Source organism: Hungatella sp. L36, from assembly GCF_014288035.1.
The window spans coordinates 221862-238665 of the sequence record NZ_JACOPC010000002.1 but is presented as its reverse complement, the minus strand read 5'-3'; the positions used below and the strand labels follow the sequence as shown (position 1 = coordinate 238665).

Below are 16804 nucleotides of genomic sequence, written 5' to 3'. Positions count from 1 at the left end.
AATACAATTACTTATAAAACATCGCCGGTGACGTATCCCTCTCTTCTCAACACACACTGGATACCGGTTCTATTTTTTCATTTACAGGCTATTCAAAGATCAAGAACTGGTCTTCTACAACTATATTCTGGTCCGTCAAAACAACTTCACATGCCTGCCCTTCAATCTCTTCCCAACTCAACCCGGTAAAATTGTGGATACAGGTAATCAGGGAACTCCCCTGTTCCATGTACAGATAAACCTTTGTTTCGGCATCAAAAAACATATAAAAATCAAAATCTGGTTCAAAGTTACCGTCTTTATCATCTTCATATTTTTCGTACCAGACGCCGCTATGTATTTCCAATCCAAGCCCCCGGAGAATCAAGTAGTTTTTATCCAGCCAAACCTGGTGTTCCTCATCTTCCTCAAAAAGAAAGTTTTCCGTTTCCCACTCCTCATTCTCCATCAGTTCTTCCAGGTTTCCTATGGTAATTTTGATTTTCTTCTCCATATAACTACCTTGCCTTTTCTTTCGCAGTCCGCTGCTTATCCAGATTCTGTTCATACTGTTTCATGATATCTCCGTACAGCGTGTCATGAAAATCCTTTGTTACCGGATATGCAATATCCTGATATTCTGCCTTACCGTCGATCATCCTTCTTTGGGAAGGCATGGCTACAAAGTTATTCCCGGCAAAGGATCTTTTCACAGAGATCTGATTGACTACAAATACATCATCAATCACCAGTCTGGCAAATGCTTTCGTGGCACAGGATAAATCTTTGTTGTTTACCACCTGAACGTAATACTCAAAACCCGTGTCCCCATATTCAAGGTCAACCTCATTTCTTCCATCTTCCCGATTCTGATACGCCTCTAAGATCTCCCCCCGTAACAGGGTGCTAAAATCCGTAGTTTTGGGGAAGAATACATCGCTGTATATCAGCTTGTTATCCTCCCCCCTTTCACCTGTAGGATACTGTGGCATACTTACGTAAAGATTCCCTGCTTTTCCTTCCCTGACTGTGATACCTGTCACCTTAAAGCAGTCTCCAAACGTCACCGCAGCAAACGCCCTCAATTTTGTGTCCTTTTCTGTTGATACTTCATAAATATTTACTGTGTATTTCATATTCATTCTCCTTTTCTACATAAAATCATCTGGCCACTGCCTGTTCCGGAAGATTATCTGTCACCACCAGTTCCTCTCCCTCTTCTTTGATTTCCAATTCATCATTGATTTCTTTTTGGCGGACCAGCTTCTGTCTCAGCTCCAACTCATATGTAAAGGTCTTATTAAATTCTTTTTTGGACTCCTCCATATTTCTCTTGTACTGCTCTAAGTTTTCTTTGTGTGCGGCGACTCTCTTTTCCAGTCCACTCAATAAATTTTCAAGACGGACCATATTTCCGGAGGCACTGCTGCTCATATCTGCTGTATACTTCATATTTCCACATAACTGCATGGTACAGTCGGAAAATTTCTTATTGATCACCACATCAAATCCTTTGTAGGTCCCTATTTTACGGCTTTCCATACTATCAAGCGATTGTCCGATCTCTAAAAGAAGACTGCCTGCCGCTTCACGCTCATCATATGTATGTCCATTCAATGTGATCAGAAAATCCGGTTCCATCGCAAGTTCATTGTCCCGTTTGCGGATATCCTTTTCTATACCGAACAGCCGGTTTTCAGTCTCTGAAATTAATTTGGGATACTTAAAAAGAAAGTTATCCTGATGAGCATAGCGCTGACTTTCATAATTTGCCTTTAACATCTGCAGACGTGCAACCTCTGTGTCAACTTCTGTTTTTTCCATAATCAGGGGATTCCCAGAAGCGATAGCCTTAATTTCTGCAAAAGATAAAACCGTTTCATCTACGTCCTGACATTCTCTCTCCACTGTCTTATTGGTCATGATCTGGGAGATAAACCGCTGTTTATTTTCCACAATTCCCCAAAGGTAACTATCGAACGTCTTTTTTGTGATATAGCGGTAAATGCTGACCTCTTCGTTATCATTACCCTGGCGTATGATACGCCCTTCTCTCTGTAGGCTAAGTACCCAGCGCCTTGCCATATTGCTATGGTAGGTTTCCAAATACTCGCCCCCGAACCGTACTTACAACTCTCGCTGTATACGGCTCTCCGTTTATAAACTCAATTTAACTGTCCACAGTGTAATTTCTTATGACATTCTCTACACAAAGCTATTGTTTTGCGATTTCTTGCTATCATAAGAGCTTCCCAAAAAGTTTTACCTTGTAAATCTTTAAGCCGATGAACGTGATGAATTTCTATGGGAGTATTAGTTTTTCCGCACAGCTCACATTCTCTGGCTTTTAATCTGTCGATTAGCTTTGTACTGCTGAAATATTTAATTGTATTTGGAACTAAGTCTGCATTAGATTGAAATACTTTTTTCTGCCGTTTGAAACCTTCGTTATAAAATACTCTCATTTTCTCAAATCCTTTGGAATTACGGAATTTTACAGCAAAATCTTTACCTACTCTGAATTTTCCGATTACTTTTGAAATTGATGTTCTGTATTTTGTGCCGTAGGTTTTGTACATACTGTATTCCATAATATATTTGTAGCTGTTGATGATTGAGCTGTTATTGGCTATACAATAATAATTGTAAAATCCTCGTATCATACTGTTGTAATAATCGAGTATTTCCAAATCATCACAGTTTTTCAATCTGTATATTGCTTTTGGCTTCCAGATTTCTTTTCCATTATGGTAGATTAGCTTCATAGCACCTGTATCAATTAAATGTTTCTTGATTGTATCGCTTGAAACCTCCAGTACAATTCTGCCCATATAATTACGAACAAGCTTGCCTGTTTTATCTCTTTTGGTCAGGTTGCTATGCCGTACTCTGATTTCATAGCTGAGAAATTTCGCACTTTTTTGAGCATTGGTAATCAGCGTTTTTTCTTCCGATAACTCCAACTGTAATTTTTCATTAAGAAAATTCTTAAAATCTTCTTTGATTTTCTTACAGTCCTCTTTCGAGCCGATAACTCCGCACAGCCAATCGTCAGCATATCTGACATAAACCAGCCTTGCATATTTGTTATCCATAGGGTCACTTTGTGGAATAGTCACCCGCTCTTTTTCCAACTGCCTTATGAGTGCAATCGCACTTTCTCTTTCATAGTCGCCATTTGCATTTTTCAATGCTGTTCTGGCTTTGCTTAATTCGACTTCGTTCTTGCGGTACTCTTTTGTACGCATACGCTTTTTGCCTTTGTTAAACTTTTGGACATACTCATTTACATACTTATCAAATTTATCCAAATAGATGTTTGCAAGAATAGGACTGATAATGCCACCCTGCGGTGTTCCCGAATAAGTGTTATGAAAGGTCCATTTTTCAATATAGCCTGCGTTCAGAAATTTTCTTATCAATCGAAGAAATCTTTCGTCATTTATGCGTTCTCTTAAAATTCCAATCAGCGTATCATGGTTGATATTATCGAAAAAGCCTTTAATATCTCCCTCGATAAACCATTTCACACCCGTGAAAGTTCTTTGAATTTCATTGAGTGCCGTATGACAGCTTCTGTTTGGTCTGAACCCATGAGAGGTATTTTCAAAATGTCCTTCATAGATGGCTTCTAAAATCATTCTGATGACTTCTTGAAGCAATTTATCCTCAAAGGACGGTATTCCAAGTGGACGCATTTTTCCGTTCTTCTTTGGAATATAGGTTCTTCTTGCAGGTTTTGGTTGATAGCTTTCATCTTTGAGCGAAACTATGATTTTTCGTATTCTTTCGACACTCATACCGTCAACAGTTTGGTTGTCAGTACCTTTTGTCATACTTCCGTCATTGGAATAAATGCTTTGATAAGCGGTTAAGTACAGTTCCTCATTGTAGAGCAAACGGTATAAACGCTCGTATTTGTAATCTTTTTGGTTACTGTGTTTTGTTAAGCTGATTAACACATTTTCAGGATTTCTCATAATGTATCGCACATTATCCTTTCTATATTGTTAATGTTATAAACTGCCTTCCTTCGCCATGTAAGTGTCATTAGCACTCTCGGACTACTATGAAGGCTCCGTTACCATATCGAATATTCATAAGCCTACGCTTAATAGCTTAAGTTTTTTAAGCATCTCGACTTAGGTAATCCCCGTTTAGCACCATAATAACTATTTGGCTTGTTAGGTTGTCGGATACGACTTCCATCCTTTTATGCTTATTGCATATACGTCTCAGCCTATCTTTGCTTATGCTCCTGAGCAGCGGAACATAAGTGCTGAGATATGGCGAATAATAATTACCTTACGCCATAGTCCCGACACAGACCGTTTGGACTATCGTTCAACCAGTATGGGCTTTATCCTCATACCTAACTTTTCATCTCCCCATTCAGTCGCAGCTTGGTAATTAGCTGACTTATGGCTTTACCGACGTGCTATTTTCCCTGATATTTGGTCTCCCTCACAGGTAAATCGGTTGATGATAGGACTATAAGATACTATCCTAATACCTTGCCAAAGGTATATTTATTATGATGCCTTTACGGGCGCACGCTCAATGTCTGACGGTTTCCAGGGGCAGTCAATATGATGAGCCGCACAGAGCCGTTTCTGAATATTGGTTCCTGTCCCCATCATGGATGTACTGCCAATTAAAATCCTCTTTCTTCCTGACCGCATATCCGCAAAGAGTTCCTCTTTTTGCTTATCATTTTTTGCATCATGAATAAAGGCAATCTCATCACGGGGAATCCCCTTTTTGATAAGCTCGCCTTTTAGAAAATCATATACATTAAACCCTTTTTTTCCGGTAGGTGTTCCTATATCGCTGAAAACAACCTGGGTCCCTTTAAAATCTTGTGAGGCAACATATTCCTGATAAATATTTTCTGCTGCCTGATAAAGTTTTCCATCTTCATCCACCTCTGCATCTGGGTCGATCAAACGGGGATCCGTACCCAACAATCGCGCTTCGTTGGTAATTTTCAGCATATTGTCTTCTGAAGGATCTACGCTTCCGTTTCGAATTTGCTCTGCCCGTCGCACTAACTCCTGCATCATAATATCAACACTATCAGACGCTACACTTTCCACGATCTTGTATTTTCCGCCCTTTAATTTCGGGACGTTTAGGTCTAGCATGGATGGAAGTTGAATGTCTGCCACTTCCCGGAACATGTTCATGAGTTCAGGTAAATTGCAGAATTTATTGAAACGGCTCCGCATCCGGTATCCGCCCTCCGGGGACATCTCGAGTGAAGTAGTCACTTCACCAAAGTTTGCGGCCCAGCTATCAAAATGTTCAATCCCTTTTTCGCGTAATTTTTGGGATTGCAGATACAACTGCATTACATACATTTCGCACATTGTATTGGAGATTGGAGTCCCTGTTGCCAGGAATACGTTTCTTCCTCCTGTATGTTCCTGTATATACTGAATTTTCTGGAACATATCCATTGCCCGCTGGGAACCATTTGTTGCAATCCCCGCCACATTACGAATTTTTGTAAAAATAGACAAATTCTTAAAAACATGGGCTTCATCAACAAACAGAGCGTCAATCCCTAGCTGTTCGAAATCCAGCACATCATCTTTTTTCGCATCATTCCGTAACTCCAATATCTGGGCTTCCAGGTTTGCCCTCTGGCGCTCCATATCCTTTATTCCCCATTTTGCTCCCTGTTCCTCTTTCAATTCAGATACCGCATTTGAAATACGGTCAACCTGCTCCTCCAGCATTGCAGCACGTCTGTCCGCAGATAAAGGGATTCGTTCAAACTGGCTGTGTCCTAAAATAACGGCATCATAATTATTTGCTGCTATTTTACAGGTTAATTTACGCCGATTCTCTTTTGTAAAATCTTCTTTTCTGGTAACAAGTAAATTTGCGCCTGGATACAAAGTAAGGAACTCGGACGCCATCTGTCCCACCAGATGATTAGGCACTACGATCATTGCCTTATTCATTAGTTTCAGCCGTTTCAGCTCCATACAGATAGCTGCCATCTCATAGGTTTTTCCAGCCCCCACCGCATGAGCCAGAAGGGTGCTGCCATGGATTGCCCGCTCAATAACGTTACGCTGATGGGGACGCATCTTTTTTTCCGGATTCATACCGGGAAAGGTCAAGTAAGAGCCGTCATATACACGGAGCCTGTTATCATTGAAATTCTGATTGTAAAAATCAACATATTTCTTTCTCCGATCAGGGTCTTTCCAGATCCATTCCTTAAAGGCTTCCTTTATCATAGTTGCCTTTTCTCTCGCCAGAGTTGTCTCTTTTTGGTTGACTACATATTTCACGCTGTCGCCCGATTCAATTGCATCTTTCACGGTGATTATATTCTGGTTCAGAAGGGCTTCAATGATAGAGTATGCGTCGATCCGCTTCGTACCGTATGTCTGTTTTGCGACCACGGAAGAATAATCTGCGGACTTGTTTGTAACCTTATACGACATAGTATACCGATTTAGTTGTACTTTGATTGCATAAGGTCCAGTTCTATATGACTCGGGCGTGTTTAACAGTTCATAAATAAAAGCCTCATAATCCTCCAGTTCAACCCAGGCAGTCCCCAGTTTCACGCTGATATCAGCCGCACTTAAATCTTCTGGCTGCACAGCTTTCAAGGCTTCTACATTTGCAGAATATTGAGACTCACGCTGTGCATACATTTCCGCTGTTTTCAGTTTTTTCCGGACCGGACCGCTCAGATATTCACTCGCCGTCTCCCACCCCTGATTAGGATTCGTTTCATCAGCCTTAACAGGGTTCAGGAATATCTGCCCCTTTAGTTCGGCAAGGAGTTGTTCTCGGTCCACTGGATACAAACTTTGCATGTATGGAATGTGGACCTTCCCATATTCTGCTAAGCTTATTTGCAACGCGTCCATGGCCGTGTCAGCCTTCTCGATATATGTCTGTGGCGCAATCGTCTGCTTATAAAATATATCTGATTTTTTTACATTTTTATTTTCATCTTCTGTTTCCAAACTGCACAAAAGATAATAATCATTGTCTTCCCGAAATGCCAGTTTGTTTCCTCTGCTGGACAGATATCCGTATTCCTTCACATAGGCATCATAGATTTTATTTAGTTGTGCCTGCCCTTCGGTTAGCTGTTCCTCGGTGCATCCCCGAGTCTGGATGTCTATCAGATATCTGACAGACTGCCGGATAGCATGCATTCCAAGGATCCGTTTTCTTTTTGTCTCATTGCCTTTCCATCTGACCATGGAATCATTATCCCGGTAATAGATCTCGCCCTCTATGACGGTATAAGTATTATTTGCCACCTCCAAAAGTGCCGGTATAGTATCAGGAAGTTCCTCTTTATTGTTTTCCACACCCTCTGTTTTCTTTTCTTCCGGAAGATAAGTGGCCGACAAAAAAGAAATAGCACGGTTCAGTTGTTCCTCAAAATCAAAATGTTCTTCATCTTCAACGATCAATTCTGTGTAATTAGAATTTGGTCCATAGGTATGTGTATCAAAGGCCATCTTTCCCAACATCATTTCAGGGTGTCTGCTAAAATACTCATTGACCGGAACACCATCATCTGTATAGGTTATATTCATCCAATCCTCTGATGTATTAGCAGTCAACAGCCGTCCTTTTTTTTGGAGGAAAATGATATCTGACGTAACTTCGGCACCTGCGTCCTTTTTGAAGGCGATTCCCGGCAGACGCACCGCGCCAACAAAGTCTGCACGTTCCGCTATATATTTACGGATTATAGAATTAGCCTTATCCATAGTGAATTTTGTCGTCACTACTGCTATCATCCCCCCTGGACGGACCAGGTCTATGGATTTTGCCAGAAAATAATCATGTATCCGAAAACCATACTTTTTATATTCTGGGTCAAAAACCTTGTAAGCGCCAAATGGCACATTTCCCACAACGACATCAAACTTGTTTTTTTCAAACTTTGTTTTCTCGAAACCTTTCACCTGAATAGTTGCGTGAGGATGAAGCTGCTTTGCAATCCTTCCACTGATACTGTCCAGTTCAACTCCGTAAAGCTGTGAGTTTCTCATATCTTCTGGCAGTACGCTGTAAAAATTTCCGATTCCCATACTGGGTTCCAGGATTGAGCCGCCCTCGAATCCGAATTGTTGCAGCGCCTTATAAATCACCTTTGCCACAACAGGCGGGGTATAAAAAGCAGAATTAACGCTTGCTCTTGCCTGCTCATATTCTTCTTCTGTCAGCAGCTCCTGCAATTCCTGGTATTCATTTGTCCAATTGGGGCTTTTGGGGTTGAACGCATTGGCAAGACCACCCCAGCCCACATACCGGGCCAGGATAATCTGTTCTTCTGGTGTTGCCGGCCTGGATGATTGCTCCAGCTCCTTCAACAGTTGTATAGCTGCCACGTTGCTTTTGTACTTTGTTTTATCACCAGAAGGTATTTCCCAGGCATCAGGATAAAAAAAATCCGAAGCCTGGCTGACGCTTTGGTTTCGGTTTTGCATTTCCTTATATAATTGGTAACTTTCTTCCGGACACAGGGAAAAACCTTCCTTTACAGCCGCTTCGTATTCCCCAGGTGATAGATATTCTCCAGCATCAATCGCTTCCTGTATCACACGCGCAGCCTCCTGCATCGTGAACCTTCCGTGTCCTTCCTTCTCACCATGCATTAGCTGAAAATCAACAGTCCCTTTTTCAATGGTATAATGGACTAACCCCTGGTCTGTATTTAGAACAGATTTTCCGTAATCTCTTTTGGACTGCAATTCCAAAAGTCTCAAAAGAAATTCTTGCTTATCTTTATCTCCTGCCTGTTTGAAAAAATTCTGAATCAATGGCTTTGAAGGAATCAATGTCATGGAATGCAGGGAAAAAGCTTTTGTAACATCATAAAAAACTGTCTCTAAAATATCACTTTTCTCATTGTCGGGTACTTCCTCTTTTTCCCCATCTGTATTCTCTTTCTCAATAGCAGCTTCTGAACTTAGATATGGTATTTCTACCGCCGGTTCCTCTCCTGCCTGCTCCAATAAATCCTGATATTGGACAGCCAACCTTTGGAACCAGGGGAATTCTATTAATTTTTCAACTGGCAGATCGTTTTTTGATTCCGGATAATTATCCTGCTCAATGCTCCGTGCCAAAATGTCTCTGATTATGCTCCATGAATAGGCCAGTGTCTCTTTCCCGTCTATGGAACAGGACACATCCTGCTCGTGGAAAACCAGTGTTGCGGAGAAAGACCATTCTGCATCGGAGCCAAGCAACGCCAGAAAACTTTGCCGGACAAATTCCGTCTCCTGCTGTGGCAAAAGATTTACGGTCATGACATCATAAATCATGTCAAAAATCACCTTGCCATCTGCAACTTCCACAAAATTTTCAACCGTATCGACCAATGGCTGCGGGATTTCCATATCCGTTTTTATTGGTTGATAATACTTCCCCCTGTCGATCAAATGGAGTATCTCTTCCGCTGCTACCTCAAACGGAAGATAACCGCTCAGATATTGTCCGTTCTCATGCCAATATAATTGGATTCCTGCCTCGTCCGTTTCATATCTAAATACATGCCCCGCCTCTGTTGAAATAGTGTCTCCAGCTTCATACATCTGGCACAGGTATCTGGCACGATCTCTTAATCCCTCATTCAGTTCAAAGAAATGATAAATTTTCTGTCTCGCCATTGGCTCTGATGTTCCCGCCAAAAGCAGTTCTATGCGAAGTTCTTCGGATATTTCTGCCGGTATCGAAGAAAAAGAAGGAACTGCAACAGCAGTTCCTTCTTTAACATCACTATCATTTATATCAGTTATCTCGGTTTGCAGATAACCTCCTGAATCACGGTCTCCTGGGCTATCATTGCCGCCTCGTTCCGCAGTCTGGTCATTTCCATCGTATCCGATGGATTGATCTTCCGATCCGCCGCTTTCATTTTCACGTAGCTCTCCACGATCTGGTCGTGCAGATCCCACGCCTCTTCCTCTATCTGTTTCAACGTCTCCTGCAGCTTGCCTGTCCTCAACAGCAGGCTGTACCTGCTTTTGTCTTTTACTTTCAGGTATTCCTCCGCCAACTTCCCGTATCTGCCCAGAGACATAGACTCCGTCTCTTCCATCATGCTCCCTGTTTCCAGCAACGGGTACAGTAACCCGTTCTTTTCTTTGTAGCTCAGTTCTACCATTTTGATTTCTCCTTTCATCTTCACGGATCTCTTTTGCGACTGCCGCAAATCTCCGCAGTGTTGTCTCTGCAATATCTGATATGAGGATCCCTATTTTTGATAAAATAATCTCTTCCTGGTAATCTGTTATTGCAGACAGACCTGTATCAAAAGTATCAATCCCACATCTCCGCAAGATCAGATATGTGGCGCTCTGCAAGATGAATTTTTCAACCGGTGATTCCCCATCGGTATACGCTTCATCCCTGGTAAGAACTGCTATTTCATGAATCCTATCGTTTTCCTCTTTCATTATAGCACGCACATATGTTCTAGTAAAGTTTTTTATTGCAATTCTAAAACTATTCTCTGTCTGATATTCCTCTGGAAATAGCTTATTAGCGAATGCAAGTGCATTCTCATCATTGATCTCCCAAATCCAGGGCATGGTTCTCCCACCGGTACTTTTGATGTCGTAGACATATTGAGCTCCTCCCAACATCTCGATTGGGAATGTTGCGATTCCAATCTCACCTCCCCGGACATAGCGCCTCGCTTTTTTCCAGTCCGCAAAGTCCAAAAGAATTTCCGCTTCTGGATATTGCTCATAGATGATACAGGTATTCAGGAAGTCATAACGATACAAGTTTCCCCTCGCTGCAAACTCCAGGAATTTCTTCCACTGCTCCCCATCACGAGAAATATCGAAAATTGCAATATCATACAGATCTGATACTTTCATGGTATGCTGGTCCATATATTCACCTGCTTTCCCCAGCAAATAGGCTCATCTGCTCTATTTTGGGTTCTATTCTCTCGGAGCTTCTTTCCACGATCAGTCTGCACTTTTTAAAGTCGGGCTTTTCGTAATATCTCCTCATAACAACAAAATCCTGTTTTTTAATTGCACCTTCTAACTCTTTTACATTTTTGAGTGCATTTATGACCTCAGCCATCCTATCCATTTTAGGATTCAATTCCAGTCCACACAAAAACTGATAGTCCGCATCATCTCTGCACTGACGGAAGATATCTATAGCCGTCTGATAAATTTTCTCTGCCTTTACCATAAATGACTCCGGCAATTCTTCCGGTGTTTTCCGGTGATATATTTCTGGCAGCTCCCCGGTTTCCAGTATCTGCGTTTTATAAGCAATAATATGTTTTCTTAGAAGATTCATATCCACTCCATCTGAATAATATGGATCGCTGCCCCCACTATAAAGTTCATTGTCCCAGCGCTGGAAGGATTCTTCCAGTTCTTCTTTTAATGTTTTCTTCATCTTCCTCCTATACTTTTCTGTTTTTCCAGATCCAGATGAATGCCCGCCATAGAGAAGGTTACTTCCTGCATATCTTCATAATCCATAACATATCCTTTTTTTGCATCTGAATAATTATCATGTGCATCTGATAAAGCCGATTCCATGCTCTCTGCCCGGACAGTTACTATTTTGCTAAGTCTTTCTGTAATACGGATATCATAATCCTGTACGCTTTTCGCCTCCTCCATATGACTCCCCTGATTCTCCCCTTCTCTGATTCCAAACCGTCTTCTGAATTCTGACAATAATGTATCCACACCCTCAAGTTTTTTCCTGGCCTTAATTTCAGGTATATAAAATTTGCCGTCATCGCATTTAAAAAAGGGGATTTTTTCACCATCCTTTTCTATTCCTAACTCCAGTTTTCTGTATGTAATCCCTTCCTGCAGACTGTTTATGAATGTCTCCCTGGCCTCCCAAATCCCCATCAGGGCTTTGTAAAGCGCTACATGATATTCCTCTCCCGTCTTTACTTTTTCGATATAATAATAATTGTCCTCTGCATAGTCATCCATTAGTCTACTCCTTTCAAGAAGGCAGCCCTGTCAGCCGCCTTCCAGCATATTCCCTCATTTCTGTTCTACAATACGCATCTGCTATCGGCATGGTCTTCCGTATAGGCCAATATTGGATGGAACCAGCGGACGGTAAACCACCCCATATGCTGTGCCGCGTGCATCTACCTGCATACCGTTACCCACATAAATAGCAACATGTCCAATCGACATAAATTCATCGGCATTATCATCACGGGCGTGAAAAATCAAATCTCCTGGTCTTAACTCGTTTTCACTGACCTGCAACCCATTATCTACAATATACTGCCCCTGTGTCGAAGCAACAGAAGGAAGATTTACCCCGAACTGTGCATAACACCTTTGAACAAGGGAACTACAATCATAATATCCTTCTTCATATCGAAGATCCTGGCTATACTGGCACCCAACTTTCTCCTGCGCCAAAAGTGCTACCTGTTCGCCAATGCCACTTGCCGGCATACTGTGTAAAAATTCTTCACTCATAACCTCTCGCAGCAAATCCTCCTGGCTGGGTGTCAGTTTCCCTAATTCAATATAATCCTCATAGGAAAGGTTATACACATATAAAGATGTGTGTGTCACCTCCACACTATTACTCCCATTGGAATCCGCAAGATACACTTCCATATCCTGGTGACCGAAATTTTGTGCTGTCTGATGGTCCCCAAAATACATATCAAAATCTACACCATAGCGGTCAAAATCACCGGTGTCCTCCACCACATACTCTTTCCCATTTGCTATGATATGGGTTCCCATAGGCAACGTAGGGTTATAAGCATCTACTGCCAGCGTATGGTCTGCTTTCGGCATGGCTCCGCTCGCAGTGGGGCCGCCAGACCATTGACCACAACAAATTGAACAGTTACAGTATCCACTAAAGGTCATGACTCCAAGGCTTTCACCCACCCGTACTGTATCTGTTGTTTCCGAAGCAAAATGGTTCATTTCGTCAAAAATTTCTTTCAGCTTCTCCTTATTCTTATCATTCATAACAGTGGAAAAATTTCCCTGTCCAGTCCCATATCGGACCATATAAACCATCATCACATCGGTAAAATTACTCCGTGCCACCCCATTCTGCATATTTTTATAAGTCACCTCTTCATCGTTTTCCTCTTCCGCCTCCCTGATATCATCGTAAAATTCCTGATAGTATCCTGACAGAACACTTTGCACCGTGTCACCTCCCAGCAATGGGGGCAGGAAAAGTGCCAGAGGGGTATTATACAGGATTACAATGATCAAAATAAACGGCAGGGCCACAGTGACCAGTCCTCCCAGCAACGGCCCCAATAGCCCAAGAAGATATAAAAAAAGCTGCTTGACAACCAGTCCAACTTTTATGGTTGCGATATCTTTTACCGTTTTAGCAAAACTGTCCTTTTGCTGTTCGTCCGTAAGTTTATTCACCATATAGGCAAACATACGCCTGCGAACCGCTTTTTTCATTCCAGTATTCTCTGTATCTTTCTTTACTCTTTTCTTATTCCCTTCACCCTTAGAGGATATCTTCTCGTCTTTTTTTCTCGTTTTCAGTGGGTCCTCTTCTTTTCCAAAACCGCCCATTGTCTCCTGTCGGTTTCCTCCAATCTCCGATTGTGTTTCCGGAGTCCCCAAGGGTGATTTTTCACGGGAAAATATGACATTATCTTTAAAGCCATACTCATGATTTTTGCGTCGGACCTCGGGACCAGACTTCCTTGAAAAATGAAATTTCTCGTCGTTCCTGGCTTTCTGTTTTTGCTGTTCCTTAATATACTTCTCTTTTTGCCGTTTTTTCTGCCCATCCTCCCCCTGCGGTGCACCCTCCGGTCCCTTCTTATTCGATTCTTTCTTCGGATTGCTATGGACAGTCTGCTCAGACTGCATTTTTGTTCGCCCGGCTTTACCAGCCGTATTTTCATATCCCGGTGTATCATCTTCTCTACGTTTTGTCCGTTCCCCAAGCCCTGACGCAGAATTCACCGCCAGGAACACACGATTATTATCTTTCTGTTCCTGTGGTTCTGAAAATTCTGTGGTCTTCATATGGATTTTTCTATCCAGTCTGGGCGGTTCATCTCCTGAAACACCTGATTTCTGTTTCGGCACCCCAGGACCGGAATCAGACTTTTTATTCCCAAGATAATTATGGTTTTGCAATTTTACTTCTGCGTCTGTTTTTAGCTTTATCTGCGTTTCCTTTTTGGTCTTAAATCTGCTGTCAGTGATCAATATCCCTCCTTTCAGCCCTTCAAATTTGAATCACCTGATAATATAAGCTTTTAAAGTGAAAACCTTTTTCGCCTTTCAGCTCCGCGCAGCCAAGGCCAAATGGAAGTTCCTGCTGTGGCCCATACTTCTCAGCCAGCAATTGGTATGCCTCGTCCACAGGCAGATCCAGTTCCAGGTAATCCGTCTCATCAAACATATAGTTTTCAGCAAGTAGGATTTCAGCGAAAGTCCCCTTATCAATTAGTTCACTGATATCCTCCGGACACAACAAAGCCCCAAATTGTTCATATACTTCGTCTCTAAGTTTCCGAAAATGATAAGATTCCCTGTCATCCAGTATCATGTACTCCCTCTCAAACAGGACGGCAATTCCATCTGGAAATAAGGCAGCCTCCACGTTCATATTCCGACAGGCTTCCCGTGCCTCTCCCTCAGAGGGATATTTGTAATCTTTTGGTATTTCAATTTCCACTTCCCATTCATTCAGTTGGAATCCAAAAGTGAATACAAATCTCATATATCCAACCACCTTTCAAATAAAAAAAGGCCACGAATATCCGCAGCCTTTTCTCCACGAAAAAAAGCAGTTGCTTCTGCTAACTGCTTTTTCCCTGTTACATATTATTAATTTTTAAAGAACCTTTTTATCCTTCAAATACTTTTCGACCGCTTCAATAAATTGCTTCGCCCTCTCAATCTGCTCCTCTGCGTCTTGCTTCGACGCAATAAAGAAGTCCAAATAATCCGACTGCTCCTTCATGATGGAAGCACTTTTAATGATCTTTGAGGTCTCCTTTGCAAAGATTCCCGTCTTTATAAAATTTTGATTAAAATAAGCGATCACCCCGCTATGTTTGCTGCAATCAAATCCTTCCAATACGGTGATAGCCCGCATAGCATGAAAAATGGAATAATAGGATCGGTTCAAGGATGGTTTATACATTCCACCCGAAAGCATTTCCTTAGCGGCGGCCAAATCCTCCAAAACCCGCTGAAAGCGGTATTTTGCCAATGTCTCTACGCTGCCCAAAGTACCACCCCATCCTCTCTTACATTTTTATAAAATGGAAGGGTGTCCTCCCACTCCAGGAAATTTTCATAATCAATATTTATGATGGAAAACACCTGGTCATACTCCAAATCCATATCCACCGCCAAATCAACCATCTGATCGTGCATTTCCTTTGTTTCCCTGCCTTTAAGCAGGATTGCTATATCAATATCTGATTCCCGCGTATTAGTTCCACGGGCAAATGATCCATAAAGCAGAATACTTACCAGCATATCCCCATAAATACCACGAAGGCCCTTTACCAGCTTCTCAAACATTTCCTGATTCTCGTTCACGCTGTTTTCCCTCCTATCTTATCTTTTATATGAATATTGTACCGTATTTTTTGCTTTTATTCAATCTATATGTTATCTGCCTTGTTTTCTCTCATTCGGTATAATGGTGCGGCACTGTACCAGCTCAATTATCTCCAATTCTGGCATGAGTTGTCTTATCCTCAACTGCCTTTTGGACTAATGAGCTATCACGATAATATGGGATCGAATTAAGGATATCCAGATCTACCCAGTCCCATGTCATCAGCTCAAAATCACCGGAGTACATGGATTCTTCACTATCTTCAATCCTAAAGCCAATCCCATTTCACATGCATTTCACATGTTCTGGGAGCTTATGATAGATATCCACTGCTTGTTTCAGCTCCCTGCATTCGTATACCTGCCCCAGAGACGGAAATTCCATGCACTCCGCTACAAAAAAAGATATTTTCGGAACCGGCTTCTTTCCATATTCAATTCCACTTTCTGCCACAAATTCACTATATTCTTTTTCTGCATCTGGAAACATCTTTTCCTCCCTCATGCTCAAATACGTGTTTCTTCCTAATGGCCCTGTTATCTAAGGCTTTTTGGGATAATCCGTCCAATGATTTCAGCATATTTTCCGTGTGTCCTGCCATATTCTTAACGATTTTTCCACAGAATTCGATTGCCTTCCTGATTTTTGCGATAATGCCCTTATCGTAGTCATACTCAAATGTATCCGATGTCTCCTTCCCCTTAAGGAGTTTACGGACATTTTTTTTATGGCCCTTAGCAGCGTTAAGTTCCACTCCAATATCCCCCATCGTCTCGGCACTGTGTTCCAGGCTTGCGGCAGCACTTTCCAAATGTTCATGTATTACGGACAGCGCCCTGGCTGCCTTTGTTTTATCAATGGCAGCATATAAAGCCTGTCCTCCATGATACTTTACACTATCTACCGCTTTTCTAACCCCCGCCGATAAATCATTTTTAAGAGCTGCAAGCCACATTTTTGCCGCCCCCACCCGATCACCGGCATTTTGAATGAAATGTTCCATTTTAGCCTTCAAAGTTTTTTCATTCAGACGGTCTAGCTGGTCGCGTAAATAAATCAGTTCTTCCTGCATATCTCCAAAATATCGTTCCATTTGGTCAAAGTATTGTAAAAAATTCTCAAGATTCTGGGACTCTATCTCCATATGATTCTCTTCCAACACAGAGAACATTTCTTTTAAGTGCATCTGTTCTCCTAAAGGAACCTGTAACGTTACATCCATCATAATAACCTC

14 protein-coding genes are annotated in these 16804 nt (G+C 41.8%); all 14 read right to left on the bottom strand.

Going from position 1 to position 16804, the window contains the following annotated elements:
- Positions 1–88: 88 nt before the first annotated feature.
- Complete coding sequence (locus H8S80_RS06705; RefSeq protein WP_243010346.1) at positions 89–448, bottom strand: hypothetical protein; 360 nt, start codon at positions 446–448, stop codon at positions 89–91.
- Positions 449–497: 49 nt separating this feature from the next.
- On the bottom strand, positions 498–1115 hold the full coding sequence (locus H8S80_RS06700) for a septation protein SpoVG family protein (RefSeq protein ID WP_039893629.1): 618 nt from the start codon (positions 1113–1115) through the stop codon (positions 498–500).
- A 25-nt stretch (positions 1116–1140) separates the two neighbouring features.
- On the bottom strand, positions 1141–2085 hold the full coding sequence (locus tag H8S80_RS06695) for a hypothetical protein (protein ID WP_147418912.1): 945 nt from the start codon (positions 2083–2085) through the stop codon (positions 1141–1143).
- A gap of 59 nt (positions 2086–2144) precedes the next feature.
- Positions 2145–3959 (bottom strand): reverse transcriptase domain-containing protein, encoded by a 1815-nt coding sequence (locus tag H8S80_RS06690; protein ID WP_055650144.1) that lies wholly within the window; start codon positions 3957–3959, stop codon positions 2145–2147.
- Between the two features lie 552 nt (positions 3960–4511).
- Positions 4512–8021 carry a helicase-like domain-containing protein gene (locus H8S80_RS35020; RefSeq protein ID WP_419066706.1) on the bottom strand — a complete coding sequence of 1170 codons (3510 nt, stop codon included), beginning with the start codon at positions 8019–8021 and terminating at the stop codon, positions 4512–4514.
- A gap of 1748 nt (positions 8022–9769) precedes the next feature.
- Positions 9770–10075, bottom strand: a complete 306-nt coding sequence (locus tag H8S80_RS35015; RefSeq protein WP_419066705.1) for a TnpV protein — start codon at positions 10073–10075, stop codon at positions 9770–9772.
- A gap of 806 nt (positions 10076–10881) precedes the next feature.
- Entirely contained in the window at positions 10882–11403 is a 522-nt protein-coding gene (locus H8S80_RS06680; RefSeq protein WP_006776038.1) for a hypothetical protein, read from the bottom strand.
- The gene (locus H8S80_RS06675) at positions 11400–11960 is read right to left on the bottom strand and encodes a DpnD/PcfM family protein (protein ID WP_006776039.1); all 561 of its coding nucleotides are present in this window, start codon (positions 11958–11960) and stop codon (positions 11400–11402) included. Before H8S80_RS06675 ends, H8S80_RS06680 begins: the two co-directional genes overlap by 4 nt.
- 81 nt (positions 11961–12041) lie before the next feature.
- On the bottom strand, positions 12042–14201 hold the full coding sequence (locus H8S80_RS06670; protein WP_243007912.1) for a C40 family peptidase: 2160 nt from the start codon (positions 14199–14201) through the stop codon (positions 12042–12044).
- Between the two features lie 19 nt (positions 14202–14220).
- Positions 14221–14718: a hypothetical protein gene (locus tag H8S80_RS06665; RefSeq protein WP_006776041.1), complete on the bottom strand. Its 498-nt coding sequence runs from the start codon at positions 14716–14718 to the stop codon at positions 14221–14223.
- Between the two features lie 114 nt (positions 14719–14832).
- Entirely contained in the window at positions 14833–15231 is a 399-nt protein-coding gene (locus H8S80_RS06660; RefSeq protein WP_006776042.1) for a HEPN domain-containing protein, read from the bottom strand.
- Positions 15219–15548: a nucleotidyltransferase domain-containing protein gene (locus H8S80_RS06655; protein ID WP_006776043.1), complete on the bottom strand. Its 330-nt coding sequence runs from the start codon at positions 15546–15548 to the stop codon at positions 15219–15221. The genes H8S80_RS06660 and H8S80_RS06655 overlap by 13 nt, the downstream gene beginning before the upstream one ends.
- Before the next feature lie 307 nt (positions 15549–15855).
- Positions 15856–16059: a hypothetical protein gene (locus H8S80_RS06650; protein ID WP_055651432.1), complete on the bottom strand. Its 204-nt coding sequence runs from the start codon at positions 16057–16059 to the stop codon at positions 15856–15858.
- Positions 16031–16795 carry a DUF6674 family protein gene (locus H8S80_RS06645; protein ID WP_006775115.1) on the bottom strand — a complete coding sequence of 255 codons (765 nt, stop codon included), beginning with the start codon at positions 16793–16795 and terminating at the stop codon, positions 16031–16033. Before H8S80_RS06645 ends, H8S80_RS06650 begins: the two co-directional genes overlap by 29 nt.
- Positions 16796–16804 lie beyond the last annotated feature (9 nt).